Source organism: Streptomyces sp. NPDC014676, assembly GCF_043084105.1.
Lineage (GTDB): Bacteria > Actinomycetota > Actinomycetes > Streptomycetales > Streptomycetaceae > Streptomyces.
Genome location: NZ_JBIBZI010000004.1, coordinates 363186 through 388450, shown reverse-complemented (window position 1 = coordinate 388450; position 25265 = coordinate 363186). Strand labels below are relative to the sequence as shown.

At 72.8% G+C, this 25265-nt stretch carries 19 protein-coding genes and 1 pseudogene; 6 read left to right on the top strand and 14 right to left on the bottom strand.

All coding sequences use genetic code 11. The features are described 5' to 3' along the window. Positions 1-776: 776 nt before the first annotated feature. Positions 777-1220, bottom strand: a pseudogene (locus ACF1DX_RS14425) (tyrosine-type recombinase/integrase); the annotation flags it as partial. A 227-nt stretch (positions 1221-1447) separates the two neighbouring features. Between ACF1DX_RS14425 and ACF1DX_RS14420 the strand changes: the two are divergent. Continuing rightward, a complete protein-coding gene (locus ACF1DX_RS14420; protein WP_391791490.1) occupies positions 1448-2278 on the top strand; it encodes a hypothetical protein in 831 nt (276 codons plus the stop codon). A 130-nt stretch (positions 2279-2408) separates the two neighbouring features. Then, positions 2409-3116 carry a response regulator transcription factor gene (locus ACF1DX_RS14415; protein WP_391791489.1) on the top strand — a complete coding sequence of 236 codons (708 nt, stop codon included), beginning with the start codon at positions 2409-2411 and terminating at the stop codon, positions 3114-3116. On the opposite strand, the gene ACF1DX_RS14410 is transcribed toward ACF1DX_RS14415, so the two are convergent. After that, positions 3085-4749: a sensor histidine kinase gene (locus ACF1DX_RS14410; protein WP_391791488.1), complete on the bottom strand. Its 1665-nt coding sequence runs from the start codon at positions 4747-4749 to the stop codon at positions 3085-3087. The two genes, ACF1DX_RS14415 and ACF1DX_RS14410, sit on opposite strands and share 32 nt — an antisense overlap. A 270-nt stretch (positions 4750-5019) precedes the next feature. On the opposite strand from ACF1DX_RS14410, the gene ACF1DX_RS14405 reads away from it, so the two are divergent. Then, complete coding sequence (locus ACF1DX_RS14405; protein WP_391791487.1) at positions 5020-5373, top strand: SH3 domain-containing protein; 354 nt, start codon at positions 5020-5022, stop codon at positions 5371-5373. 77 nt (positions 5374-5450) lie between these two features. Here the strand turns inward: ACF1DX_RS14405 and ACF1DX_RS14400 are convergent, their stop codons facing one another. The 11 genes from ACF1DX_RS14400 to ACF1DX_RS14350 all read right to left on the bottom strand — a co-directional run bounded on the left by ACF1DX_RS14400 (position 5451) and on the right by ACF1DX_RS14350 (position 21105). Next, a complete protein-coding gene (locus ACF1DX_RS14400; protein WP_391791486.1) occupies positions 5451-6680 on the bottom strand; it encodes an ABC transporter permease in 1230 nt (409 codons plus the stop codon). Then, entirely contained in the window at positions 6677-7423 is a 747-nt protein-coding gene (locus ACF1DX_RS14395) for an ABC transporter ATP-binding protein (RefSeq protein ID WP_391791485.1), read from the bottom strand. Before ACF1DX_RS14395 ends, ACF1DX_RS14400 begins: the two co-directional genes overlap by 4 nt. Then, positions 7420-8751, bottom strand: coding sequence for a peptidoglycan-binding protein (locus tag ACF1DX_RS14390; RefSeq protein ID WP_391791484.1), 1332 nt, complete (start codon positions 8749-8751; stop codon positions 7420-7422). Before ACF1DX_RS14390 ends, ACF1DX_RS14395 begins: the two co-directional genes overlap by 4 nt. Before the next feature lie 14 nt (positions 8752-8765). Continuing rightward, positions 8766-9338 (bottom strand): hypothetical protein, encoded by a 573-nt coding sequence (locus ACF1DX_RS14385; protein ID WP_391791483.1) that lies wholly within the window; start codon positions 9336-9338, stop codon positions 8766-8768. 136 nt (positions 9339-9474) lie between these two features. Continuing rightward, positions 9475-10020 (bottom strand): sigma-70 family RNA polymerase sigma factor, encoded by a 546-nt coding sequence (locus tag ACF1DX_RS14380; RefSeq protein WP_391791482.1) that lies wholly within the window; start codon positions 10018-10020, stop codon positions 9475-9477. A gap of 76 nt (positions 10021-10096) precedes the next feature. Next, positions 10097-10930 (bottom strand): hypothetical protein, encoded by an 834-nt coding sequence (locus ACF1DX_RS14375; RefSeq protein ID WP_391791481.1) that lies wholly within the window; start codon positions 10928-10930, stop codon positions 10097-10099. A gap of 458 nt (positions 10931-11388) precedes the next feature. Next, positions 11389-14211, bottom strand: a complete 2823-nt coding sequence (locus tag ACF1DX_RS14370) for a BTAD domain-containing putative transcriptional regulator (RefSeq protein ID WP_391791480.1) — start codon at positions 14209-14211, stop codon at positions 11389-11391. 260 nt (positions 14212-14471) lie between these two features. Then, positions 14472-15083: an FHA domain-containing protein gene (locus tag ACF1DX_RS14365; protein ID WP_391791479.1), complete on the bottom strand. Its 612-nt coding sequence runs from the start codon at positions 15081-15083 to the stop codon at positions 14472-14474. Continuing rightward, positions 15080-17050 carry an AAA family ATPase gene (locus ACF1DX_RS14360; protein WP_391791478.1) on the bottom strand — a complete coding sequence of 657 codons (1971 nt, stop codon included), beginning with the start codon at positions 17048-17050 and terminating at the stop codon, positions 15080-15082. Before ACF1DX_RS14360 ends, ACF1DX_RS14365 begins: the two co-directional genes overlap by 4 nt. Before the next feature lie 42 nt (positions 17051-17092). After that, the gene (locus ACF1DX_RS14355) at positions 17093-18715 is read right to left on the bottom strand and encodes a hypothetical protein (RefSeq protein ID WP_391791477.1); all 1623 of its coding nucleotides are present in this window, start codon (positions 18713-18715) and stop codon (positions 17093-17095) included. Further along, entirely contained in the window at positions 18712-21105 is a 2394-nt protein-coding gene (locus ACF1DX_RS14350) for a protein kinase (RefSeq protein WP_391791476.1), read from the bottom strand. The genes ACF1DX_RS14355 and ACF1DX_RS14350 overlap by 4 nt, the downstream gene beginning before the upstream one ends. A gap of 234 nt (positions 21106-21339) precedes the next feature. On the opposite strand from ACF1DX_RS14350, the gene ACF1DX_RS14345 reads away from it, so the two are divergent. Beyond that, the gene (locus ACF1DX_RS14345; protein WP_391791475.1) at positions 21340-22755 is read left to right on the top strand and encodes a macro domain-containing protein; all 1416 of its coding nucleotides are present in this window, start codon (positions 21340-21342) and stop codon (positions 22753-22755) included. Here the strand turns inward: ACF1DX_RS14345 and ACF1DX_RS14340 are convergent. Beyond that, entirely contained in the window at positions 22730-23398 is a 669-nt protein-coding gene (locus ACF1DX_RS14340; RefSeq protein WP_391791474.1) for a 4Fe-4S single cluster domain-containing protein, read from the bottom strand. The two genes, ACF1DX_RS14345 and ACF1DX_RS14340, sit on opposite strands and share 26 nt — an antisense overlap. 354 nt (positions 23399-23752) lie before the next feature. Between ACF1DX_RS14340 and ACF1DX_RS14335 the strand changes: the two genes are divergently transcribed. Together ACF1DX_RS14335 and ACF1DX_RS14330 are read left to right on the top strand one after the other, a co-directional pair. After that, positions 23753-24322 carry a hypothetical protein gene (locus tag ACF1DX_RS14335; protein WP_391791473.1) on the top strand — a complete coding sequence of 190 codons (570 nt, stop codon included), beginning with the start codon at positions 23753-23755 and terminating at the stop codon, positions 24320-24322. A gap of 72 nt (positions 24323-24394) precedes the next feature. Beyond that, positions 24395-25150 (top strand): hypothetical protein, encoded by a 756-nt coding sequence (locus ACF1DX_RS14330; RefSeq protein WP_391791472.1) that lies wholly within the window; start codon positions 24395-24397, stop codon positions 25148-25150. Positions 25151-25265 lie beyond the last annotated feature (115 nt).

Here is a 25265-nt window from a genome sequence, read left to right as displayed (position 1 = left end):
CAAAAACGAGTTTCCTGGACGCCGAGCGATGCTATTCCCCGCCCCCTCGACCCAGTGCAAGAAAGCTAGGACCGCAGATCTACCGAGCGCAAGCGGAAGTTCGATTTACGGCTACTCAACGCCTTTTAAGGCCGACTGCCGGAATGCTTCCCAAGAGGGCCAATATGAGAGTTAGGCCCGACTCGTTGACTCGCCACCTCCGGGCCGCTACATTTGCCGCACAGGCTGAAACCCGATCTTAGATCATGCGTTCGAGGAGTGCCGCGTCAGCGGCTGGCAACCTCGCCTTGTACGCGCTCGCAGGCCGCTCGTCGCACACAGCATTCCTTGCGCACTCGCGCATGCACTTTCTGATGTCCCGCTATCACGCGGTGAGAGAATTCGCGGTCGGCGTCTACCGAGTCCAATCTTCGTGGGCGGACTCTGAGGCTCCTCTCAAAGGGCGGCAGGTGGAGGACTCATGTGAGCCAGCACCGCAGAATGAGGTGGCCCCTGCAGCCGTTCGGAGACGATACTGGGAGCCATCGGGGAGCCAACCCGCTCCCCGAGCCCCTTCGAGCCTACGCGAGACCAACCATTCCCCCGCGTCTGACCTGCGGAAATGTTGTCGCTGCTGGCAGGCTCACCAACCGAACCTCGTTCGGGACGAAGAGGTCGTGGGTTCAAATCCCGCCACCCCGACAGGGAAACACCAGATCACCCAGGCTACTCACGTGAGTAGCCTGGGTGATCTGCTTTGTGCGCGTCTGTCCGCGTGACTACCGGTTCCCGCGTGTCTACGGCCGCTGCGGATCAGCGCCGAAGATCCCGTCCATGACCACGGCGCCGGTCTGGATCACGGGCCGGATCTGCTTCCGGTAGACCTCCTCGGTCACGGCCGTCCCGGAGTGCCCGACGAGCCGGGAGATCACTTCCAGCGGGACGCCACGATCGGACGGCAGAGACACGAAGCTGTGCCGGAGCTCCCGGGGCGTCCACTCGTCGGAGTCGATCCCGCCGATGCCCTTGAGCGCCTGGCGGAAGGCTCGACGGACGTTGGACGCGTCCAGCGGCTTGCCCACGGCCGAGGAGAAGACGAGCCCGTGTTCCTCCCACTTGTCGCCAGCGGCGAGCCGATCCCAACCCTGATCTTCGAACTGCTGCCAGAGGGCTTCGACGCAGCGCGCCGGCAGTGCGAGCGTGCGCCGGGACTTCCGGGTCTTGGTGTCCCCGCCCCGCCGGCCCGGATCCGTGGTCGGTGACAGCCGTCGGCCTCCGGCTCCCTCCGCGTCCCTGCCTTGCGGAACACGGTCGGTGACACCACTCCTGTCGCGTGCGCCCCATGGGAATTCCAGCGGATCACAGAACACACGCCGGGATACGCTCACAGCCCTGACAAGGGTCGATCAGGTTTCCGCTGGGGGGAATGGTGGGGAATTCATCGGGTGGTTCCGTACCGCGAAGAGTGATGAGCGCGGCGTTCGCCGTCGTGCTGGTCGCCGGGGGAGCGGGGGCCTGCGGAGGTGAGGGCGGGAGTGGTTCCGGGAAGGGGGAGCCGTCCGGGGTGACGCCCGCGACGGCCGTGGCCGAGGCGGCGGCGAACTCCGCGGACATCGTGTCGCTCCACTACCGGGTCACCGGGACCGTGCCGGAGACGGGCCGGCTGGAGGCCGACGCGTTCATGAGGACGGATCCACCGGCGATGAGCATGGAGCTGAGCACGGCCGGCCGGGACGGGGACGGCCCGCTGCCGGTCCGGTTCGTCGACGAGGTGATGTACGTCGGGAAGGCGGTGCAAGGCAAGGGCTGGTTCAGGGCGGACCCGGCCGGGTGGGGAGGCCTCACCGTGGACAACGACTCCTACGGCGTACTGCCCCGTCAACTGGAGAGCAGCCCGGTCGTGCAGTCCACCCTCCTGACCGGGTCCACGGACGTGCGGGTGGTCGGGACCGGGACGGTCGACGGCACCAGGACCACGCACTACAGGGGAACGGTCACCCACGGGAGTCTGCGCGCCGCCCGTGACGCCGCTCCGGACGAGGCGGTCCGGGAGCGTCTGGCCGAAGGCCTCGACCAGTTCATGGGGCTGCGCGTCCCCGACACCCTCACCATGGACCTGTGGATCGACGGCGACCACCGCGCCAAACGGTTCCGGTGGCGGACCGGCACCGGAACCGGCGGCGGGCCGCTCGACCTGACCGTCACCTTCCTCGACACCGACCGGCCCGTGACCATCGAGGCCCCGCCGGCCGAGGACACCGCCGCTCTCCCGGACGAAGCCCAGGAGGGCGGAGCCTGAGCCGGTGAGGCCCCGTCAGGGACGGCGGGCCGGTGGCGGAGAAGAGCACGGGGCGCCGAAGAGCGCGGGCGGGCACGGGCCGGGTGTACTAGCGTTCGGGGGAGCGGCGGATCTTGCTGGGGGAGAATCGGTGAGCGCTCGGATTCTGGTGGCCGAGGACGACGAGAAGCAGGCCCGGCTGGTCCGGATCTACCTGGAGCGGGAAGGCAACGCGGTGCAGGTCGTGGGGGACGGCCGGGCGGCGCTGGAGAAGGCCCGCTCGTCGAAACCCGATCTCATCGTGCTCGATGTGATGCTGCCGCTGGTCGACGGGCTCGATGTGTGCCGCATCCTGCGGGCCGAGTCCGACGTTCCCATTCTTCTCCTCACCGCCCGCACCACCGAGGAGGACATGCTCCTCGGTCTCGACCTGGGCGCCGACGACTACCTCACCAAGCCCTACAGCCCCCGTGAGCTGACCGCGCGGGTACGGGCGCTGCTGCGCAGGTCGCGGAAGACCGCCGGCGCGGCGGAGCCCGCGGTGCTGCGGGTCGGCGCGGTGGTGCTGGACACCGCGCGCTTCGAGGTGCGGGTGGCGGGGCAGCCCGTCACGCTGACCGCCAAGGAGTTCGCCATCCTGGAGGCGCTGGCCCGGGAGCCGGGCCGGGTCTTCACCCGGGCGCAGATCATCGAGCGGGTCTTCGGCTTCGACCACGACGTGCAGGAGCGGACCGTCGACGCGCACGTGATGAACCTGCGCCGGAAACTGGAGGCGGACCCCGGGCGCCCCCGCCATCTGGAGACGGTGTACGGCCGGGGCTACCGCCTCAACGACGGCCCGGAGCCGGCGTCCTCCTGACGTCCGGGCGTCCGCCGCCCGGGGCCAGGGGCAGGACGACGGTGAACGTGGTGCCCACCCCGACGGTGCTGCGCACCTCGATCGTTCCCCGGTGGTCGGTGACGATCTGGCGGGCGATGGACAGGCCCAGTCCGCTCCCGCCGGTCGCCCGGCCCCGGGAGGCGTCCGCCCGCCAGAAGCGGTCGAAGAGGTGCGGCAGGTCCTCGGCCGCTATCCCCTTGCCGGTGTCGCGCACTTCCACGACGGCCAGTTCGCGCCGGGACGTCAGGGCCAGGGTCACGCTGCCGCCCGCCGCGGTCGCCCGTATCGCGTTGCCGACCAGGTTGCCGACGACCTGGCGCAGCCGGTCGGGGTCGGCGGTCACGAACACGGGGTCGGGCGCCTCCAGTCCGAGCGTGACGCCCGCCGCGTCGGCCTGGGCGCGGTGGGCCGTGCGGCCGGTCTCCAGCAGCTCCCTCAGATCGACCTCGGTGGGGTGGTAGGTGAGCGCGCCGGCCTCCGCCAGTGCGAGGTCCTGGAGGTCGTCCACGATCCGCTGCTGCAGCAGCGCCTCCTCGTGGAGGGAGGCGAGCAGTTCGGGGGTCGGTTCGACGACGTCGTCCCGCAGTGCCTCCAGATAGCCGCGCAGATTGGCCAGCGGGGTGCGCAGTTCGTGCGCGATGTCGCCGATGAGGCGGCGCTGGCGCTCCTCGCCCGCCTGGAGGGAGTCGGCCATGCGGTTGAAGGCGCCGCCGAGTTGCGCGATCTCGTCCCGGCCGGAGACGGGGACCCTGCGTTCCAGGTCGCCCTCGCCGAGGCCCTTCGCGGCCAGGGTCATGGCCCGGACGGGGCGCAGTACGGCCCTGCTCAGGAGCAGGGCGCCGAGGACGGCGGCGAGGGCGACCCCCATCGCGACGGCCACGGTGGGCGCGGCGGCCAGGGTGGGCGGTGACTCGTCGCGGACGCCCAGGCGGACCTCCAGGCGGGGCGGGGCGACGGAAGCGGTCCGTTGGTCGAACACCCGTTGCAGGCAGGCGGTGGGCCGCCGCTCGGTCCCGCACGGTTGGACCGCGTCGACGTCCTGTGCGGTCGGCGGATTCACCCCCGGTTTCGGCTCGGGGCACTGCGCGGGCCGCCGGCCGGTACTGATCCGGGGGACGCCGATGTCGTCCGCGACGGCCGTCGGTCCGGCCCCGGCCCCGGTCAGACAGGCCGCGTACGCCACCGTCGCGCGGTAGCCGGCGATCGCCGTGGCGGTGAGTTTCACCGAGGTCCGCGCCGCCTGGCCCTCCGGGAACCGCAGGACGGGGCGCGGGTCGACCAGGACCGCGGGCCGGCCGCTCGGCGGGCGGGGGTCACGGCCGGCGAGGGCGTCGGAGTCGGCGAGCAGGACGTCCGTCTCCGTGACGACCCGGATGCGCTGGCCGGTGTCCCGGGCGAGTCCGGCCACCGTGGGCGACAGCCCCTCCCAGGTGCCGTGCGCGAACCCGTACTCCCGCAGTGCGCCGGTGATCCGGGAGACCTCCTGCTCCCCGGCCGTGACGGTCTCCCGGACCTGACGGTTGGCCTGACGCAGCGTCAGCCATGCGGTCGCGGCGGTGGCGGCCAGCGCCACCAGCATGAGCATGCCGAGAACGCGAAGCCGGAAGCTCACCATGTCCCCCCTCGATCGTTTCCGGAATTCAAGAGGGCGTCATCGGCCAACGCCCATCAGGAATGGCTTGTTCCTATCAATTTGATTCTTTTGGGCCCTTGACGGATGAAAAGTGGCCACTCCCTGACGGAATCATTTCTTCACCTTAATTCGGGTGTGATCGTACATACGGCCCCTCGCATCCCTGTGGGTGCGGAGGCCACCGCCTCCGCTCCGGCCTCGTCCGGTAGCGGACGCGGCAGTGACAACACGACATACAGGGGGTACATCATGAAACGACTCGCGGCATTCGTGCCCGTGCTCGCGGCCGTCGCCGTGGCGGTTCCGCTGTCCCTGGCGACGCCGGCCGCCGCGCACGCCTCGTGCGGCACGAACGTCTCCGACAAGGACGGCAGCTCGTGGGGCAAGACGGCCAACGGGGCCAACGAGCGCAGCGGTTCCAGCACCAGCTGCACCATCAAGGGCGTCGCCTACAACACGCAGTCGCTGGACTACCACTGTTACACCGTCGGCAACGACGGCTACACCTGGACGTACGTCAGAAACGACGCCACCGGTGTCACCGGCTGGATCCGTGACGACCTGCTGAGCGACGGCGGCAGCTTCGTCCACTGCGGCTTCTGACGGTCCCTTCGTCACGCCGGGCACCACGCAGTGATGCGCGCCGCCGGGTGTCCCCGACCGGGGACACCCGGCGGCGTTCATGTGCCGGACAGTGCCTCCGTCGGGGACAGCCTGCTCGCGCGGACCGCCGGGTACAGGCCGGCGATCATGCCGATGGCCAGGGTCGAGGCGATGCCCGCCAGGCTCGCCCACGCCGGGACCACCGTCGGCCAGTCGCGGCTGAGGGCGTACCCCGCCGTGATCAGTGTCCCCAGGACCGTTCCGCCGAGGCCCCCGATGAGGGACAGCAGCAGTGACTCCGTCACGAACTGCGTACGGATCTGGCCCCTGGTCGCCCCGAGCGCGCGCCGCAGACCGATCTCGGGACGCCGTTCCAGCACCGAGATGACCATGGTGTTGCCCACCCCCACGCCGCCGACGAGCAGGGCGACCCCGCCCAGACCGAGCAGCAGCCCGGTCAGCGCCGACTCGGTGGCCTCGCGGGCCGCGAGCGCGTCGGAGGGCCGTGAGATGCGCACCTCGCCCGGCTTCTGCGGGTACGCCGTGGCCGGGAGCACCGCCCGCACCGCCGCGACCCGGCTGTCCTCCGCGCGGACGTACACCGTCGACGGATGGCCGTCGAAGCGCAGATAGGTCCGGGCCGCCGACCATCCGACCAGGGCGGCGCCGTCGAGTTCCGGTGCCAGCGGTACCGGATCGAGCACGCCGATCAGCGAGAACCAGCGGCCGCCGAGCCAGACCCGGGTGCCAGGCGTGTACACGTCGAGCCGCTGGGCGGCGGTGGCGCCCAGCACCACCGCCGGGTACTCGTCGGTCGCGGAGTCCAGCCAGCGGCCCCTGCGGACCTGTCCGCCGACGGCCGGCAGGAGATCGGTGCCGGCCGCGAGCACGGTCAGGGAGCCGGTCCGGCCGATGGCGATGTGGTCGTTGCGGTAGACGTGCGCGTCGGTCGCGCCGGTGGCGGCCACCTGCCGCACCGGCGGGATACGACGCACCATCGAGACGGCCTCGTACGGCAGTTCGGCCTTCTCGCCCGTCAGGGACTCGCCCGGGGCCACCCGCAGCAGATTCGTGCCGAGGGCGTCGAGCCGCCGGTCCACCTCCGCCTGTCCGGAGCCGGAGATGCCGACCACCGCGATCATCGCGGCGACGCCGATGGCGATGCCGAGCGCCGAGAGGAAGACCCTCAGCGGACGCGTCCGCAGCCCCGTACCGCCGAGCCGTACGACGTCCGCCGGCCCGAGCCGGGCGGCCCGCAGCCGGTCGTCCGGCTCGTCGCGGGAATGTCTCGGGGTGCCGTCCGTCATCGGGTCACCCCGGTCGACGAGCCGGTCGGCACGTCGGTCGACGGGCCGGCCGGCGTAGGGGCCGATGTGTCGGCGACCAGGCGTCCGTCGCGCATCTCGATGCGTCGCGGGAGCTGCGCGGCTATCTCGCGGTCGTGCGTGATGACCACGACGGTGGTGCCGGCCGCGTGCAATTCGCGCAGCAGGGCGAGTACGGCCGCACCCGACGCGGAGTCGAGGTTGCCGGTCGGCTCGTCCGCGAGCAGCACCGAGGGTTCACCGACCACGGCACGGGCCACGGCGACCCGCTGCCGCTCACCGCCGGAGAGCTGGTGGGGCAGGTGCCGGACGCGGTGGCTGAGCCCGACCCGGGCCAGCGCCGCCGCGGCCCTGGCCCGGCGCCGCCGCATCGGGACACCCGCGTAGAGCAGTCCGTCCGCCACCGAGTCCAGGACCGGTACCCCGACCGCGAGGTGGAACTGCTGGAACACGAAGCCGATCCGGGTGGCCCGCAGCGCGGAGACCTCGCGGTCGGACAGTTCCGCCACGTCGTGGCCGTCGACCAGGACCCGGCCCGAAGTGGGCCGGTCCAGGCTGCCCATGAGGTTGAGCATGCTGGACTTGCCGGAGCCGGACGGGCCGACCACCCCGACCAGTTCCCCGCGCCCGATCCGCAGGCTCACGTCCCGGACCGCGGCCACCGGGCCCGGATACGTCTTCGAGACGGCGTCGAACTCGACGACGGCCCGCTCTCCGCCGCTCATTCCGGAATCCTCACCTTCAGTCCCGCGCGCACCGCGGAACCGCTCACTTCCACCTTGCCGTCGGCGAACAGCCCCGTCTTCACGGCGATGAAGCCGCCGTCCGCCGTCTCCAGCCCGTGCCCGCCCTCCGCGAGCGCCACCAGCGCGGCGACCGGCACGGTCAGCACGTCCTTGGCCTCGCGCCCGACGTACTCGACGGTGACGGGGCCGCTCTCCAGCCGTCCCACGGACTTCTGGTCCGCGATGGTGACGGTCACCGGCACGGTCGCCCCGCCCTGCCCCGAACCCTCCTCGCCGGAACCGCCCTCGGGCGCACTGGCCTGCCGGCCCACCGACGCCACCTCGCCCCCCACGGTCTTGCCGTCGGGCAGCCGGACCCGGACGGCCGCGCCGCGTACGGCCCAGGAGGCGTCGGCGGCCGAGGCGTCGACGACGACCTTGCGCGTCGTCCCGGTGTACGTGAGGGCGTTCCCGGTGACGGCTTCGCCCAGCCGGACGCCCGGCCTGCCGATCCGCACCTTGCCGGCGGAGTAGATGACGTCCCCGATGCCGACCCTGCCGGTCTCGGGTATCCCGAGCGACTTCTGCCACCGCTCGACGGCGTCCGCCGTCTTGTCGGTGAACGTCTCGTCCACCGTGAAGCCGGTGTAGCCGAGCGCGGCCAGGTTCGTCTCGAACTGCAGGACGTCCATGCCCTTGAGCTCCGTCACCGCGGCGGCCCCCGTGCCCGTCGGCGTCGGCTGCGCGGAGGGGCTCGCGGCGCCGCCGCCACCGGTCCCGCCGTCCGTCTTGCCCTCGCCGGAAGCCGTGGTGTCGCCCCCGGGCGCGGTGTCGCCCTCGGACGTCGTGTCGCCCCCGGACGCCGTGTCGCCCCCGGACGTCGTGTCGCCCCCGGGCGCCGTGTCGCCCCCGGGCGCGGTGGTGGTCAGCCCCAGGTCCCGGTACATGGGCAGCGACCCGTACAGCAGCACCACCGGCCGGTCGTCGACCCGCAGCAGCGTGCCGCCGCGCTTCACCGTGGTCCCCGCCTCGGGCAGCCCGGTCACGGTCCCGGTCGCCTTGACCGGCAGGGGTATCTCCGTGCCGTACCCCAACCGGCCGTCCACCTCGGTGCGTTCGGTCAGCGTGGCCCGGACCACCTCGACCAGTGAACCGGTCCGGGGCGGTGCGCCCGCGCTCTCGTCCTCACCACCGCCGAGGCCCAGGGCGCCCACCACGGCGACCGCCGCCACGACGACCACGGCCAGGGCGATCAGCGCCGTACGCCGTCCCCGTCCGCCGGGCGGCGGTCCGGGCACCGCCTCGGACTCGTCATCGGTCCGTGTCACCGTATCCGCCACGGTCAGCCCTTGCCGGGGCCCGGGTTCTCCGGAACGCCCACGATCGGCCCGCAGATCCGGATGGCCCGCTTCGCGCCGGCGGAGCTCTGGTCCCACTCGCCCTGTCCGAGGCCGTCGGGGCCCGGGTCGGGGAAGTCGGCGGCGCCGTTCTCCTGCATGCACGTCGCGTACCGCTGCTTCACCTTGATCTGCTCGGCGGTGAGCTTGGACTGGTTGTCCTTCTCGATGCTCTCGGGCACGGCCGCCAGGTACTCGGCGCACTTCTCCGTGGCCGCCCGGAACTTCGCGTCCTTCTTCAGGTCCCGGTTGTCACCGAAGTCGATGGTCCCCTTCTCGTCCGGGTCCGGGGCGTCGACCCCGTTCTCCCGCAGGCACTTCACGTACGTGCGCTGCGCCCGCACATAGGCGGCCACGTCGTCCCCGCCGCCCTGCGCGTCCGAGCCGGCGGACGGCGTGGCCGCGCCGCCGCTCGCGGCCGTCGGGATGTCCGAGTCGCCCTCGTCGCCCCCGCAGCCGGTCAACGCCAGCGCCACGACCGAGGCCGCCGCGGCCAGCAGTACCCGATTCGCCCTCACCGGTTCTCCCGCTCTCCTGCCGAACCCGTCCGCGGACGCGGCGGGTGGACCGACCGTAGGACGGAGCCGATGAAGAACTCTTGAAGAACCTGTCAGCCGTTCATGCGGCCGCGGGCGGACATCACGGCCGGCCCGCTCAGCGCGCCCCGCGTTCCTCCAGGACCGTCCTGAGGCTGCGCAGGGCGTAGTGGACGCGGGACTTCACCGTGCCCTGGGGGACGCCGAGGGCGTCGGCCGCCTGCCGGGTGCTGCGGTCGGCGAAGAAGGTGGCCTCCAGGACCTCGCGGTGGACGGGGGTCAGGGCGTCCAGGGCGTCGCGCAGGACGATGGACGACAGCACGCGGTCGACGTCGTCCGCCTCGGCGCCCGGTTCGGCAAGCCAGGGGGCGCCGCCGATCTCCGCCGGCCGGGCCGTGCGCATACGGTGCGCGTCGATCACGATGTTGCGGGCGACGCGGAACATCCAGGGGCGTACGGCCATGCCCTCGTCGTCGGCCAGGTTCCGCTTGGCCCAGCAGCGCAGCAGCGTCTCCTGGACGACGTCCTCCGTGTGGTGCGTGTCGCCGCCCAGCATGCGCAGCACGTACGCGTGGAGCGCCGGGCCGTGTTCCACGTAGAGGTCACGCAGTGCCCGCTCCTCGGGTGAGGGCGCGTTCGCCGACCCGATGACCGTCACGTTCATGGTGTGCTCCCGCTCCTTGGGGTGTCCGGGCCCGGTCATGGGGGACCGCGGGCCGGGGCCTCCGTGGGAGGGAGTCTTACCGGGAACGTTCCACATCCGTTTGACGTGCGGTTGACGACCCCGTACACCGGGCCGTCAGTTTCTCCAGCCGTCTGCGGACCCGGCGGGTCAGCTCGGCGTGGCCGGGAGGCAGCGGGTGCGTGCCGTGCAGGCTGTCGCACAGGCGCAGCAGTTCGCGTCCGTGGAGGACGGCGGTCCGGTCGTCGTCCAGTCGCCGCCAGGCGGCGGTTGCCCGCGCCACCGCCGCGGGAGCCTGCGCGTCACCGGTCCGGCACATGGTCCGGGCCACGTCCAGGGCCAGCACCGTGGCCTCGTGGTGGTCACCGCGCAGATGGGCCAGGTACGCCTCCATCGCCCGCGCCTCCAGGGTGTCCGGGTGCTCGGCGCCCAGGGAGGCCGTCAGGCTCTCGCGGAGCGCGGTCGCGGCGGCGGACGCCTCGTCGAGCCGGCCGTCGGACGTCAACGCGTTGATACGGGTGATGGGTTCGGCCAGCTCGGCCGGCAGCGGAGCGGAGGGCGGCGCCCCCGCGACGGGCCGGTCCGGGGCCGGGGCCGGGGCCGGGCCCGAGGCCGGGTCCGGGTCCGAGGCCGGGTCCGGGTCCGAGGCCGGGTCCGGGTCCGCGGGGATGACCACGTGGCTGGAGCCGTCGGGGGCGACCTGGAGGACGAAGTGGGTGGTCCCGGGTCCGTCGTTCACCGTCGCTTCGACCGGGGCGCCCCGCTGTTCCGCGTACTGCCGCAACCGGTCCAGCACGGCCTCGTGCACGGACCGGCCCGCGTCGGGGACCAGGGGCTCCCCGTCGATGCCGGCGAACCCCTCGTCGGAGAGGTGCACTTCGAAGCGGACCATGGCTGCTGCTGCCCTCCTCACCCGGATGGAGCGGAATCGACGGGAGACCGGTCGCCCCACGCCCGGAACAGTGGGAGCAGCGGGACACCGGCTCCGCCGGCGTCACCTCCCGTGCCCGCGCTCATGGGTGCCCGCCTCCTCCCTCTCGTCTGAACCGAAGCGGCCGGACGGCCCGTTGTGACGTCCGACGGGCTCGACGGAATCCGAAGGATCCAACGAGTCCGGGCACGCATTGGTTCACGCCGACGGGAAAAATACGCTCACACCGGCGCCAATCAGAAAATACCGGGGCGGTCGAGACCGCCCCGGGCGGCCCCCGCGACGCTCCGGCCCGGGAGTCGGGCCTTCCGTTGAACCTCCCCCGCCCGCCTCCCGTTGTACGGGTGCCCGGCCGCTGCTTTCCCCCCTTGCCGCGGCCGGGTCCTGACCGAAGGAGACGTGTGTCGGACGGTGCGGGCTCAGTCCAGCCGGGCGAGTCGCTCGCGGACCTTCTCGGCGTCCGCGTGGTCGCACTCGGAGAGGATCGCCAGCGCCTCCAGCCAGCTGCCGCGCGCCGCCTCGGACTCCCCGGCACCGAGCTGGGCGTCCCCGAGGTTGCCCAGGGTGTGGCCCTCCCCCCACCGGTTGCCGATGTCCCGGTGGGTCTTGAGCGCCTGGTGGTAGTGCTCGACCGCCTCGTCGTAGCGGTGGAGCCGGCGGTACACCGTGCCGAGGATGTCCAGGGTGATGCCTTCGACCCAGCGGTTGTCGTGGGCCCGCAGGACGGTCAGCGCCTGCTCCAGGCAGTCGACGGCCTCGTCGAACCGGCCGAGCCGCTGGTAGGCGTCGCCCAGGTTGGACAGGGCGATGCCCTGGCTCCACACGTTGCCGGTGGTCCGGGCGATGGCCAGTCCCCGGCGCGTGTACTCGACGGCCTTGCGGAGGTGGCCGGCCTGGAGGTACGCGTCGCCCAGGTTGGCCACGGTGGCCGTCCGGCCCGCCGCGTTCCCGAGGTCCCGGAAGAGGGACATGGCCTCGCGCAGCGGACCGATGGCCTCCTCCAGCCTGCCGGAGTCGCGCAGCGCCGCCGACCTGTCCGCGAGTGCCTGGGCCTCGCCCGCGCGGTCGTGGGCGGCGCGGGCGGCGGCCAGTCCCGTGGTGGTGGTGTCGAGCCATTCGTGCGTATGGCTGCGGAGGTAGAAGAACCCCCACAGGACGGCGGGCAGCCGCCATGCGATGCCCGGCTGTCCGGCCCCGGCGGCCTGGTGCACCGCGCCCACCAGGTTGGGCCGCTCGGTCTCACACCACTCCAGGGCCTCCTCCCGCGTGGTGAACACCAGCGGCCGGCACCCGTCCGGCGGCGGTTCCAGCGGGATCCGGCGGCGGTTGGGGGTGATGTGCGGATAGGTGGCGTCGGCGGTGTGCAGGTACCAGGTCAGCAGCCGCTCCACGGCCTCGTCCCGTTCCCGCGCCGTCTCCTCGGCGCGGGCCCGTTCGGCGGCGTAGACGCGCAGCAGGTCGTGCAGGGCGTAGCGGCCCGGGAAGTGTTCCGTGAGCAGGTGGGCGCGGGTGAGTTCGCCGAGCAGGCCGCGGGTCTCGCGCGGCGGGAGCCCGGCGAGCGCGGCGACGGCGGGTACGGGGATGTCGGGTCCGCAGTGCAGGCCCAGCAGACGGAACAGCCGGGCGGCCGGGGCGGACAGCGCCTTGTACGACCAGGAGAAGACGGCCCGTACGTCGGTGGTGATGTCGTCGCCCCCGGCGAAGGCGTCGAGGCTGCCGTGGCTGTCCCGCACCTCCTCGGCGATGGCACTGAGCGGGAAGCCGGGGCGGACCCCGGCGTGGGCGGCGACGATGGCCAGCGCCAGCGGCAGCCGGCCGCACCGCGCGATGATCTCGCCGGCCGCCCGCGGTTCCTCCGCCAGCCGGTCGGTGCCGAGGCGGGCGGCGAGGAGGTCGAACGCCTCGGTGGGCGTCATCTGGTCCAGCGTCAGCGGGTGCGCCCCTTCCCCGGCGATCAGACCGGACAGCCGGTTGCGGCTGGTGACGATGACCAGGGAGCCCGGGGAGCCGGGCAGCAGCGGGCGGACCTGCTCGGCGTCGCGGGCGTTGTCGAGCAGGACCAGTACCCGCCGCCGTGCGAGCACGCTGCGGTACAGCGCCACCTGGGCGCCGAAGTCGCCGGGGATCCGCTGCGGGGGGACACCGAGCGCGTCGAGGAAGACCCGGACGGCTTCGTCGGGCGTCATGACCGAGCCGGTCGGGTCGAAGCCGCGCAGGTTGATGTAGAGCTGCCCGTCGGGGAAGCGGTCGGCGACCTCGTGGGCCCAGTGCACGGCCAGGGCGGACTTGCCGATGCCGCCCATGCCGCCGATCGCACTGATCACCAGGGTCGCCGGCGGGCTGCCGTCCTCGGGCAACAGGGCGCGTATCCGTTCCAGTTCCGCCTGCCGGCCGACGAAGGCCGGCAGGTCGGCGGGCAGTTGCGCCGGACGCGCGGCCGGGTACTCGACGGGGTCCGGTCGCGGGGGCGGGCCGTCGGCCGGTGCCGGGCCGGGAAGGAGGGACGGGTCGGCCGTCAGGATGCGGCGGTGCAGGTCCTTGAGCGGTGCGCCCGGTTCGACACCCAGCTCGGTCACCAGGGCGTCCCGTGTCCTGCCGTAGGCCTCCAGTGCGCCGGCCTGCCGGCCGGACCGGTACAGCGCCAGCATGAGCAGCCGGCACAGCTGCTCGCGCAGCGGGTGTCTGGCGGCCAGCGAGAGCAGTTCGGGAACGACGGTGTCATGGCGTCCGAGCGTGATGTCGATGTCCAGCCGGGTCTCCATCGCGGTGAGCCGCTGCTCGTCCAGCCACGAGCACTCCGACTCCGCCAGCGGTCCGGGCAGGCCCGCCAGTGCCGGCCCCTGCCATGCGTCGAGCGCCGTGTGCAGCAGTTCGCCGGCGGCGGCCGTCTCACCGGCGGCGTACCGCCTCTTCGCCTCCACGACCCGCTGTTCGAACACGGCCAGGTCCAGGCAGTCCTCCGGGACCCGGATCGCATAGCCGTCGCCGACCGAGACGAGCAGTCCGGGCGGACGGCCCGGCTCCCGCCCGGGTTCCAGGACCTTGCGCAGGCGTGACACATAGGTCCGCAGGACGGACACGGCGGCCGCCGGGGGCTCCTCGCCCCAGACGGCACGGATCAGCTCTCCGAGGGCGACGGGGCGCCCCCGGCCCAGTAACAGCGCCGCGAGCACCACGCGCTGCTGCGGCGATCCGAGGTCCAGCTCCTGTTCACCGCGCCACGCCCGAACCGGCCCCAGCACGAAAAAACGAACGGGAGTTTCATCAGCAGGCACACTCGGACTCTATTGACCCGCCACCCCGCCATAACCGCTTTGACGGAATGGGCTATTCCACCCCAAATACCACCGTTGTGGCGATTGTCGCCGCAGGTGCGGCTTCCTTCCCGGCCTCGAACCCCTTCCGTGCCGTGCGCGGGAAGGGTCCGACCGTGATCACGGCGCACCGTCCCACGGCGGGCACGGACGTGCCGGGGGACGGTCCCCGCGACCGGGACACCGGGTCAGATGTCGGGGTGCTGCCCGGTGCCATCCGTCGGCGTGTCCGGGACGGGCAGGGCTCCGCCCCGGACCAGGAAGGTGACGTGCGGACCGAGCCACACCGTGTCACCGGTGCGGAGCCGCAGGGCTTGTCCGGGGGTGAGGACCTGGTGCCGGTTGACGCGGATGCCGTTGGTGGAGCCTTCGGCCACCTCGGTCAGCCAGACCGTGCCGTCCTCGGCGTACTCGACACTGGCGTGCCGCCCGGAGACCGTGGACTCGTCCGCCAGGATCTCGGCCGCCTCCGGCGTCGCCCAGTTCCTGCTGCGGCCCAGCCGTACGGTCTGGCCGCGGGTCAGCAGAAGCTGTCCGCCCAGACCGGGGAACCGCAGCGCGACTCCGGCCTCTCGCGCACGCGTGGGGCGTGGAGGGGCGGGGCCCGGAGGCCGCGGGGTTCCGGAAAGAACCGAGACCCAGCCGTCGTCCTCCGCGTCGGACGGCGGAGGCGCGGTTCGTCCTTCGGTGGCCGCCGAAGAAGGGGTGAGGGGGCCGGGAGGGCTCTCGGACAGTGAGACCCAGCCCTCGTCGTCCTCCCCGGCGTCCGTTTCCTCCTGGTCCCGGTCGTGCGCCGTCACTCCGCGACGGCCTCCTTCCCGAAGTCCACCAGGAGTTCCACCTGGCCGTCCGGCAGTTCCTTGACGCCGGCGACCACCACGGTGGTGCCCGCGCCCAGGCCCGGCGCGGCGAACAGCGCTCGGGCCAGCGGATTGATCAGGTCCGTCTCCAGCGCCATGCCGATGCCCCGTCCGCCCGTCCACGGGTCCTTGGTGCAGCGGCGCAGCAGCGTGGCGCGGGCGTCGTCGTGGATCTCCAGGTCGACGCGGTGCTCGGCCGCGAGCTGCCGCCGGATGTTCTTCACCTGGAGGTCGAAGATGTCCTTCGCCACGTCCTCGGAGATGAAGTCGAACACCACGACGTTGCCGCCGATCCGGTTCATCAGCTCGGGCCGGCCGATGACCTGCTCGAAGTGCTCCTTGACGTTCTTCTTGACCGTCGCCTCCAGCTCGGAGTACTCCGTGCCCGGCGCGACGACCCACTCGCGCTGCTGTGTCTGCGGATCGGTGCGCTGCACCCCGAGGTTGGAGGTGAAGATCAGTACGCATTCGCTGAAGTAGGTGGTGACTCCCTGCCCGTCGGTGAGCCTGCCGTCCTCCAGAACCTGAAGGAACTTGTCCAGCACCCCCTTGTCGGCCTTCTCGATCTCGTCGAAGAGGATGACCCGGAAGGGGTCCTGCCGCACCGCCGCGGTGAGTTCACCGCCCGCCTCGTACCCGACGTAGCCGGGAGGCGCCCCGACCAGCCGGTCGGCGGCGTGCGAGGAGGAGAACTCGCTCATGTCGAAGCGAAGATAGGCCTGCTCGTTGTCGAAGAGGACCGCCGCGACGGCCTTGGCCAGTTCGGTCTTGCCGGTGCCGGTCGGGCCCGCGAAGAACAGGACGCCGCGCGGGCGGTGGCCGGGACTGGTCGCCTGCGCTCCGGACAGGCCCAGCGCGGCGCGCTTGAGGATGTCGAGCGTCTTGGCCACGGCGGCGTCCTGACCCAGCACCCGCCGGGGGACGGAGCGTTCGTCGGCCGGGTCCTCGCCCCGCAGGATGCGTGTGCGGACCTCGTCCCGGCTCCACGGGTTCCGTTCCACTCCGAGGCGGTAGATCCGGATCGCGTCGGGCATCGACCGGAACGCGAGACCCCGGTCCAGCGCCAGGTCGAGGCTCTCCCGCATCGCCCTGAGCGTCATCCCGCCGGCCGCCCGCGCCACCGCTTCGACGGTGTCCTCGTCCTCCTCGGCGGTGTCGCCCGCGGCGGGGGCCGCGGCCGTCCGCTGCCGGGCCCTGAACTCCCGGCGCAGGAGGTCGGCCATGCGGCGCCGCTCGTCGGCGTCGGGCCGGGGAACCGCGATCGGGCGGATGCGTTCGCTCCCGGAGACGAACCAGTTCGGCAGGTCACGCTCCCCCTCGGCCAGCCAGATCACCGGGTTGAACAGGCCTCGTCCGTCCGCGCGCCTCGGATCCCGTACCCGTTTCGCCCGGTCGGCGAGTTGCAGACAGGAGAGGAAGAAGTCCCGTTCGTCCATGGTGAGCCGGGTGACGTCCTGGACCAGCCGCGAGGCGTGCTCCACCACCAGAGCGGCCCGCAGCGGCGGCAGTTCCACTCCGTCGGTCCGCGCCCTGCCCCGTTCCTCCGCCCAGCCGGAGACGAACTTCCGCAGTTCGGTGCTCACCTTCTCCTGCTGGGCCGCGTCGGCCCCGGGGAACTGGCGTGCCGGCACCAGGGTCCTGGCGGCCTCCTCGACCTCGGGAGCGGCGTAGAGGACCCGGAAGCCGTTGATCTGGTCGCACCCCAGCAGGACCTGGTAGCCCATCCGCAGCAGGGGGTTCCACACCACGTCGAGCAGGGGGTGGTGCCGGTCCCCGCCCTTGCCGCGCACCAGGTGCAGATCGTGGATGTTGCCGTGCAGGACGTACTGGGAGTGCACGCTCAGCGTGCCCGTGAGCTCCTGGACGAACAGCGGCAGCGCGTCGTCCTTTTCCTTCTGCAGTGCCATGGAGTGGGCCTTCCGTGGAGGGCGGGGCGGGTGACGGGCCGGTCACCCGCGGCCGGGGCCGGGTGCCGTCCGGTGCGTCCGGTGCGTCCGGGGGCCGGGGACCGACGGCGCGGTGCGCGCGTCACGTGCGTCACGCGCGTCACGCGCGTCACGCGCGGTGGGCTCGACGAGCGTGCCCGCGAGCACCTCTCCGTCCCGCATCCCGAAGGTCAGGGGGAGTCCGGTCTTCGCGGCCAGGGCCCGGAACTCGTCCAGCCTCTCGCCCGCTTCGGCGCACCGCCGGGCGTCCAGTTCCAGGTCCTCGGCCCGCCGCTCGCCCCGGGTCGCCAGGCGCATGGTGGTGACATGGACGTTCTCCCCCCGCAGCTCCATCCTGAGCCAGTGGTCCGGGCCCCAGCCGCCGGGCGTCCAGTCCAGGGTCACCGTGTGGTCGCCGGTGTGGGCGACGCGCAGGTCACCGGCGGTGTCCAGGGCCAGTCCGGCCAGGACGCCGGTGCACTGGCGCTTCAGGTAGAGGGCTTCGAGGGCGGCGCACCGCGCGGCCGTGCCGCGCTCCACCAGGTCCCGCTCGTCGGAGGTGAGCGGAACCTGGTCGTCGACGCACTTCCGCAGCGCGGCCACGGCCCGCGGGTCCGGTTCGGGAAGGTCCGGGTCGTCGGGCAGGGGCATGGTCAGGAAGTCGAGCTGTACGGCGGCCTGTTCCACCTCGCGGCGCAGCTTCCACGCCTTGCGGTTGGCCTCGGCCACGAAGGTCCGCGCCTCGCGCAGGTGCCGGCGGGACCGCTGCGGGCGGGCGGCGTGCGCCACCGCGTGGCCCACCGCCTCGGAGGCCATCCTGACCAGTTCGGCGTCGGCCGAGGGGTCGAGGGCGGCCAGGATGCCGGCGCCCTGGTCCCGGACGGTGGCCGCGTCCACCGGGCCGGTCGCGCGCGGCGGCTCGGGCACCGGGTGCGGAGCCTCCCGCACGGCCGGACGGGCCCGGAGCAGGTCCTGCTGCCTGGCTCGCAGGGCGTCCTGCCAGTCCGGCCCGTCCGCGCCGTCCGCCGGGTCGGCCAGTGAGGCGAGGAGGGCTTCGGCCTCCCAGGCCTCCTGGGCCTGCTCGGCGGCCTCCAGCACCCGGTCGAAGCGGTCCAGTTCGCGGCGGAAGTCGCCCAGCCGGCCCGCGGCCGGGTCGAGCGGACCGGGCAGGTCGGGGCGGGGCGGGGGGTCACCGGGCGCCGTCCGTGCGGCCCGGTCGATCCGCGCCTCCAGCGCCCTGCGGCGGGCGTTGGCGCGGGCGGCGGCGAAGGCCGCGTTCCGCCACTGTTCCGCCGCGTCGGCGGAGACCTTCTCCTGCCGCTCCAGGCAGCGCTGTTCCTCGGCCGCGCGGACGGCCGCGGCGGCCAGCACCTTGGTGGCGACGAGCGCGGCCCGGCCGGCCAGCAGGGCGCCGCTGAGGGTGCCCAGCGCCTGGAGCGCGACATCGGCCACCTGCTGGGCGGCCTCGGTGGCCAGCTCGCCGAGCTGCGAGGCGACTTCCTCCGTCGTACCGTCCATGTGCAGCGGTCCGGTGTGGGCGAGCTCGTTCGGGTCGGGCGGGGGTGGCGGCGGGGGCGGGGGCGGCGGGACGAAGTCGAGGCCGGGCGCCACTCCGGTCTCCAGGAACTGGGCGAACGCCTCACTCACCGGCCGGCTCCCGTCATCCGGTGCCCCGGCGCGTCCCCGGCCGAGGAGACGGGCGCCACGGGCGTACTCCGTTGCGGCGGTACGGTGCGGCCACCGGGGGCCGCCGGGCGGCTGCGGCCTCCCCGCCCGTCCCTGCTCCAGGCCAGGCACCGCCGGACGCTCCACACCACCACCGCGCCCGTGGAGACCGCCGGCCACAGCCACGGCAGGTACATCACCGTTGCGACGACGAGTGCGCTCACGGCGAGCAGCACCAGGGCACCGAGGAACATCCGGGACCCGCGGGGCAGGGTGAGGGAGGCGGGGCGGTCCGCACGCTCGATGATCAGGCCCGCCAGGGAATGGCGCGGATGGTAGGCGGGCGGGCGGATCCAGTTCGCGGTGAACAGTTCGGCGGCGAAGACGGCGGGCGTCAGTCCGAGGCTCCACAGCCAGGCGACGACCACCTGGTCCTGGGAGGCCCAGCCGAACACGTCCGCCAGCCCGGTCATGAAGCTGTACGGGAAGGTGACCAGCGTGGCGCCGAGCAGCGCCCAGCCCAGGGCCGCGGGCAGGTCCAGCCGCTGGAGAACGGCGATCGCCCCGTCCTGGTCCTCCCGTAGCTGCCGTTCCGCCTCGTCCTGCAGGTGTCTGTCGTAGCGGACGGCGGCGTCCCGGCCGGCCAGTTCCGTCAGTCGGTGGGCGGCGACGAGCCGCAGGCGGCGCAGACCGTCGTCGTCGACGGTCTCCAGCAGCCGGCTGAACCAGGGGACCTGCGCCTCACGGGGGAGTCCGCTCGCGAACCTCGCCGCCTCGTGGGCCAGCCGGGCCTCCACGCGGTCGGGTTCACGGGCGAGTTCCAGGAGCAGGGTGTCCACGGCGATCGTCTGCCGCAGGGCGTGTCTCGCCCGGGGCAGCCGTCGCAGGTCGGGGAGGTCGAGGAGTTCACGGACCAGGTGGGGCCACCCGGTGCGCAACGACTGCCAGCGGTCGGCCACTTCGTCCAGCCCCTCGCCCATGGGGCGATGTGCCAGGGCGGTCAGGATGCCCGGGTGCCTGCGCAGGTGTTCGGCCAGCCGGACCGCCGCGCCGTCGTTCTGCCGGACGGCCCGGGACAGGTCGCGGATACCGCGGACGGTGAGCGGCATCCCCCAGCAGCCGGCCTCGAGCCGGGGGCCCAGCCAGTTGATCAGCCGGACGGTGAGTTCGGGGCCGGGTGCCCGCTCCAGAGCCTCGCGGAGCCCGGTGAGGACCCGCCGTTCGGCCTCGCTCCCCTCTTCGGCGAACTGTGCGAGCCAGCCGACGAGTTCGGACCGTTCGCCGTGGTCGCCCAGCATCCGTTCGGCGGCGACGTGATAGTGGTCGAGAGCTCTGGCCAGCGGCTCCCGCAGGGTGAACTGCTCGCCGACGAAGGAGAACGGGGTGACGGGGTCCGGCTCCGGGCCGGGGTCCGCCGCTCCCCGTCCGGGCCCCGCCCCTCGGGGCGCGGTGTCCGGGGACTTGTCGTCCAGCCAGTCCCGCACCTGCCGGGCACCCCACCGGTTCTCCGGGTCCCGGGTCAGGAGCCCGGTGCAGAGCATCCGGACGCGCCGGTGCTCCAGGCGGTGGACGTCGGGCTCCCGGGTGGCGAGCGCCTCCATGACGGCCTTGTCCTCCCGCTCGTCCATGAGAGGGCGGCCCAGGGCCAGTTGGGCGGTGACCATGCCCACCGACCACCAGTCCGCCTCCGGGGAGACGGACTGCAGCCGCGACGCGGCCTCCGGGGCGAGGTAGAGGGGCTTGCCCCGCCAGTCGAAGTGCCGGGTCGACTCGTCCGGCCGGTACACCGCCGCGCCGAGGTCGATCAGCGTGATCTCCGGGCCGTCCCCGTGGGCCTGGATCATGATGTTGTCCGGAGTGATGTCCCGGTGCACGATCTCCTCGTCGTGCAGGAACGACACGGCGTCGCACAACTGGGCGACGACCGGCTTCAGTTGTTCGAAGGGCATCGGACCGGGGTGTTCCCGCTGGTAGTCGCCGAGGTGCGTCTCGCCGTGCGACCGGTAGAGGTGGTACGGATGCCCGTCGGTCCGGCCGGTCTCCAGCAGGCGCTCCAGGTGCGGGGCCCCCTCGGACGGCGGGACCCGGCCGGCCTCCAGCAGTGCCCGGCCGACCTCGGGGCCGGGCGCGTGCATGCGGTGGTACCACTTGAGCACCAGCGGGACGTCGGGGGTCCCGCTCCTCAGGTCGCGCACCCTGAGCACCACGGCCTGGGAGGGCCGCTCGGCGGCCCGGAGGACCCTGAGCAGGGAGAAGCGGTCCGTCAGCCCGGGCGGCACATCCGAGGTGACCGACCGGGTCTCGACCTGGTGGGCCCGCGAGAAACCGTCGTCCTCGGGGGGAACGAAATCTGTGGGGTCAGTGGTCGACATGGTCCGACCTTCCGATGAATGTGCCCGTCCCGCGGTCGTGAATCGGCGCGGGGATCAAGAGATTATCCGAGCGGTTCCGGTTCCTGTACGGGATTCTCCGGATCGCGGCACGGAACAGGGGACGAGTCCCGGGAAGGTTTACCGAGTGGATCATCCAGTCCTTCATCACCATCGGAATAAGCTATTCCGATAATCATATTTTTAATCCGGGGGAACGGGTTTACCATGCGCCTCATGAACGCATTGCCTTCGCATCAGGAGCTGGCCGAGGAGTTGAGGTGCCTGAGGCGGCTCGGGCTCTCCCGGCTGCGGCACTGCTCCCGGGACGGACTGCGTGCGGCCGCGGTGGCCGCCGGCCTCTGCGCGGACTCCGACGACGAACTCGAGGGCATAGAGGAGCTGCTCGGGGCGGCGGTACGACGCCTGGGCGGCGGCGAGCTGCGGGACGCGGACGACTGCGATCCGCTGGCCCGCGCCGCCGCGCACTCCTTCGGTCTCTTCGCCTACCGCCGCGGCGTACCCGCCGCCGACCGGCGCAAGGCCGCGGCGGGTGTCTACGGGGTGAGCACCGAGCGCTTCCGCAAGAGCCAGGAACACGAGGTGTTCGACGGCCTGGCCTCGGCGATACTCGCCCTGGCCCGGTCCCGCCGGTCCAGGGACACCGGGGACACCGGCGGCGGCCGGCCCGGCTTCCCCAGTGACGGCTGGCCCGGCATACCCAGCGCCCTCAGCGACGGCCGGTCCGGCTCCCCCGGCGACAGCCCGCCCGGCGGAACCGGTGACGGCCGGTTCGACATCTCCAGTGCCGGCCGATCCGGCGTCCTCGACGACAGCCGGACCCACACCCTCAGTGCCGGCCGGCCCGGCGGAACCGGTGACGGCCGGTCCGGCACCCCCGGCGACGGCCGGCCCCGCATCCCCGGCAGCGTCCGGTCCGGCCCGCGAGTTCCGAGCCGTACGCTGCTCGCCGGCCCGGCACCGGACGGCCTGCGCCCGGCGCCGGACGGTGTCCACCCCGTGCCGGGCGCTTCCCGCCCGGCACCGGGCCGGGTCGCGGTCCGGCTGGCCCCCATCGAGCGGATACGGGACGTCGACATCCTGGTCTCCTCCGAGAACGTCTACCTGGAGATGTCCAAGACGTTCCGGCCCACCGTCTCCGGCGTACTGCGGCGGGCGGCCGCCGAACGTTCGGACGGTGAGATCGTGGACGACGTCCTCGCCCGTGAACTGGCGGTCTGGCTGCACACCCACCGTCGTAGCGGCCTCGCCGTACGACCCGGCACCGTCGTGCCCACCTCCGCCGGAGCGCTCTCCCGGCAGGGCGTCCGGCGCGTCTACCACGCCGCCGTGGCCACCCCCGTGGACCACGGCAGCCGCTACCACGTCGACCTCCGCACCGTGACCGAGGCCGTCCGGCAATCCTTCGACCTGGCCCGTACCGAACGGAAGACGCTCGCGCTCCCGCTGACCAGCATCTGCTTCCCTCTGCTGGGCGCCGGGCGCGGCGGACTCCCCGCCGCCGACGCCGCGCCCCGTCTGCTCGGGGCGGTCCGCGAGGAGCTGCGCCGGGACCCGAGCTGGTCCGTGCTGCTGGTGACCCGCAGAAGCGAGTACATGGAGCTCTTCAGGGACGCCAACTCTGCTCCCTGAGTGTCACGCCGGCCTGCCGCAGCCCCTGCTCCACCGCCCTGAGTTCGCCGCGCAGCGGCACGCCGTGGAACCGCACACCGGCGGGCGGTCCCGGTTCCACCACCGCCTGGAGCCTGCCGCCCGTGCTCTCCCGCGCCAGGTGCGCGGCGTACCGGGTCTCGCCCCGGGGCGTCAGCGGGCGCAGGCTCTGGTTGGCCGAGCCGCGCCAGACCAGCCGGGTCGGCCGTTCCACCCGGAACCGGCCGGTGATCACCGCGTCGGCGCCGCGCAGCGCCCGGCGTCTCGCGGCCGTGAGCTCGCCCGGCTCGTACCCGGTGTAGACCAGCAGGTCGGCTCCTTCCGCCCCGGCGCCGGCCCGGTCCCTGATCCTGGCGGCACCGCGCAGCAGGCCGGCCAGCGCGTCCGCCTGGTCGAGGGGCTCACCGCCGCTCACGGTGAGCCCCTCGGCCCCCCTCTCCAGTGCCTCCTCCCACAACCGCAGCAGACCGGACACGTCCTCGGCGGTTCCCCCCTCGGGAGCCCAGGTGTGCCGGGACATGCACCCGGGGCAGGCCAGCGCGCAGCCCTGGAACCAGATGCCGAGCCGTTGTCCCGGCCCGAGGGTTTCCAGGGGGAAATGCGTGCCGCTGATCCGGGCTTTCATGCGTTCTCCTCCGTCACACCGGCAAGAAGTATCGGCGCCCCGGCTCGCCCCGCGCAATCACGCTTTCGCCGCACTCCGGCCGCCGTCCGGGCGAACTCCGGGCGTTTTCCGGATCCCCGGACAGGAATGATCTGTTCCGCCGGGAACCGGCCCCGTTCCGGTCCGATATTCAGTTACTCTCTCGATGCGCGGAACTCCCTCGGGGATCCGCGCGGACGGAAATTGGGAGGCTGTTCCATGACGAACTTCTCCGGTCGGACGGGGGGCCGTCCTCGAAGGGCGAAGCTCGGTTTCTTCTCCAGAACCGGCGCCCGGATCCACGGAAGACATGATGCGGCGGACCTGGTGTCCCTGATGGCCGACGCCAGGACCGGGAGCGCCCCGGCCGACCTGGCGCTGCCGCCCTACGTGGTCGGGATCAGGAACGGGGTGGAGCGCGGCTGCTCGCGGCTGCGCCGGGAGCTGCTGCAGGGCAGGAGCGGGCTGGTCGCGACGATCCACTCGGAGTCGGTCCGCGTCGTCACCCAGTACACGAAACGCGGCCGGCCGGCCCCGGCCGCGCTGGCCCGCTACGGCCGGATGGTGGCCGAGTGGCGCAACGCGGCCGACATCCAGCGCACCAAGGCGCAGGAAATCGTGGACGAGGGGAACCAGTTGCTGGCCTGCTACTGGGACGCGGCCTGGCGGCGGGGGCGCCGCCGGACGGTCACGGACGCCGGTCCGCGACTGGACGAGCTCCGTCCGGCCGGCTGGCTGCCGGGCACGATGGCGCTGGACCCCACCTGGCACCGGATCGACGACTGGCTGGACGCCGACACCTGGTACGCGGAGCGCGGCCGGGAGGAGACCGGTCCCGCGGTGGTCCAGGCACTGGCCATCCTGCGGACCCAGCAGCCGGGCGCCACCGCCGGGCAACGGGCCTAGGCGGGAGGGCCGATGACCGTGTCCCGTCTCCTCATATCCCCAGACACCGACATTCCCGGAAGGAAGAGAACCGTGCGTCGATCGGTCCGTGACGGCCGGCGGACTCCCGGGCTCCGCCGCGTGGCCGTCCTGGTGCCCGCGGCGGGGCTGCTGGCCGCGCTGGTCTCGTGCACCTCGCAGCCCGACCCGCTCACCACCCCGTGCGGTGTCGTCGTCGACGGATCCGGGTCGGGGTCCGCGACCGCGAAAGGGTTCGACGCGGAGGCGAAGCTGAAGAACAGCCTCATGCCGTTCCTGGAGGAACAGCGGTGCGGCACGGTGGAGTTCGCGCCCATCACCCGCTCCTCCAAGTCCTCGTCCTGCCAGGTGGCGGAGGTCGATCTCGACCCGCCCGGCAGTGAGACCACCGACCAGGAGAGCGCACGCGCCACGTCCCGGGGCGTCGCCGGCAAGAAGGCGCTCGAGGAACTGGAGTGCGCGCGGACCCAGAACGGGTCGGACGTCTGGGGGGCGCTGGACCGCATCGGCGAGATGATGCCCGGGGACGGGCCGGACGCCAGGCTGCTGGTCGTCAGCGACTTCGACCAGGCCGACAAGGAGTTCAGGATCTCCCGGTCGGACCTGTCGACCGCGCAAAAGCGCGAGACGGTCATCGACACCCTGGTGGAACAGCGGGGGCTGCCCGGGCTCAAGGGCATGCACGTCTACCCGGTCGGCCTCGGCATGCAGTACAACGGCAGGCCCAGCGAGAGCGAGGACTTCGAGGCCTTCTGGGCCCAGATGCTGGAGGGGAGGGCGCAGGCCCATGTCCACTACGACTACAGGTGAGGCGCCCCGCCCGGGGCGGTGGCCCCGGTCCGCTCCCCGGCCCGAGGGGCAGGGATCCGGGCGGCGGCGGGTACCGAGGTGGCGGCGGGACGGCACCCGGCCGCTCCCCCGGGCC

Bases quoted from the DNA above. Each gene is read 5' to 3' on its own strand.
- ACF1DX_RS14420 (WP_391791490.1), top strand. From the start codon at position 1,448: ATGAGCGCGGCGTTCGCCGTCGTGCTGGTCGCCGGGGGAGCGGGGGCC.
- ACF1DX_RS14345 (WP_391791475.1), top strand. From the start codon at position 21,340: ATGAACGCATTGCCTTCGCATCAGGAGCTGGCCGAGGAGTTGAGGTGC.
- ACF1DX_RS14375 (WP_391791481.1), bottom strand. From the start codon at position 10,930: ATGGTCCGCTTCGAAGTGCACCTCTCCGACGAGGGGTTCGCCGGCATC.
- ACF1DX_RS14360 (WP_391791478.1), bottom strand. From the start codon at position 17,050: ATGGCACTGCAGAAGGAAAAGGACGACGCGCTGCCGCTGTTCGTCCAG.
- ACF1DX_RS14405 (WP_391791487.1), top strand. From the start codon at position 5,020: ATGAAACGACTCGCGGCATTCGTGCCCGTGCTCGCGGCCGTCGCCGTG.
- ACF1DX_RS14380 (WP_391791482.1), bottom strand. From the start codon at position 10,020: ATGAACGTGACGGTCATCGGGTCGGCGAACGCGCCCTCACCCGAGGAG.
- ACF1DX_RS14350 (WP_391791476.1), bottom strand. From the start codon at position 21,105: ATGTCGACCACTGACCCCACAGATTTCGTTCCCCCCGAGGACGACGGT.
- ACF1DX_RS14400 (WP_391791486.1), bottom strand. From the start codon at position 6,680: ATGACGGACGGCACCCCGAGACATTCCCGCGACGAGCCGGACGACCGG.
- ACF1DX_RS14335 (WP_391791473.1), top strand. From the start codon at position 23,753: ATGGCCGACGCCAGGACCGGGAGCGCCCCGGCCGACCTGGCGCTGCCG.
- ACF1DX_RS14340 (WP_391791474.1), bottom strand. From the start codon at position 23,398: ATGAAAGCCCGGATCAGCGGCACGCATTTCCCCCTGGAAACCCTCGGG.
- ACF1DX_RS14395 (WP_391791485.1), bottom strand. From the start codon at position 7,423: ATGAGCGGCGGAGAGCGGGCCGTCGTCGAGTTCGACGCCGTCTCGAAG.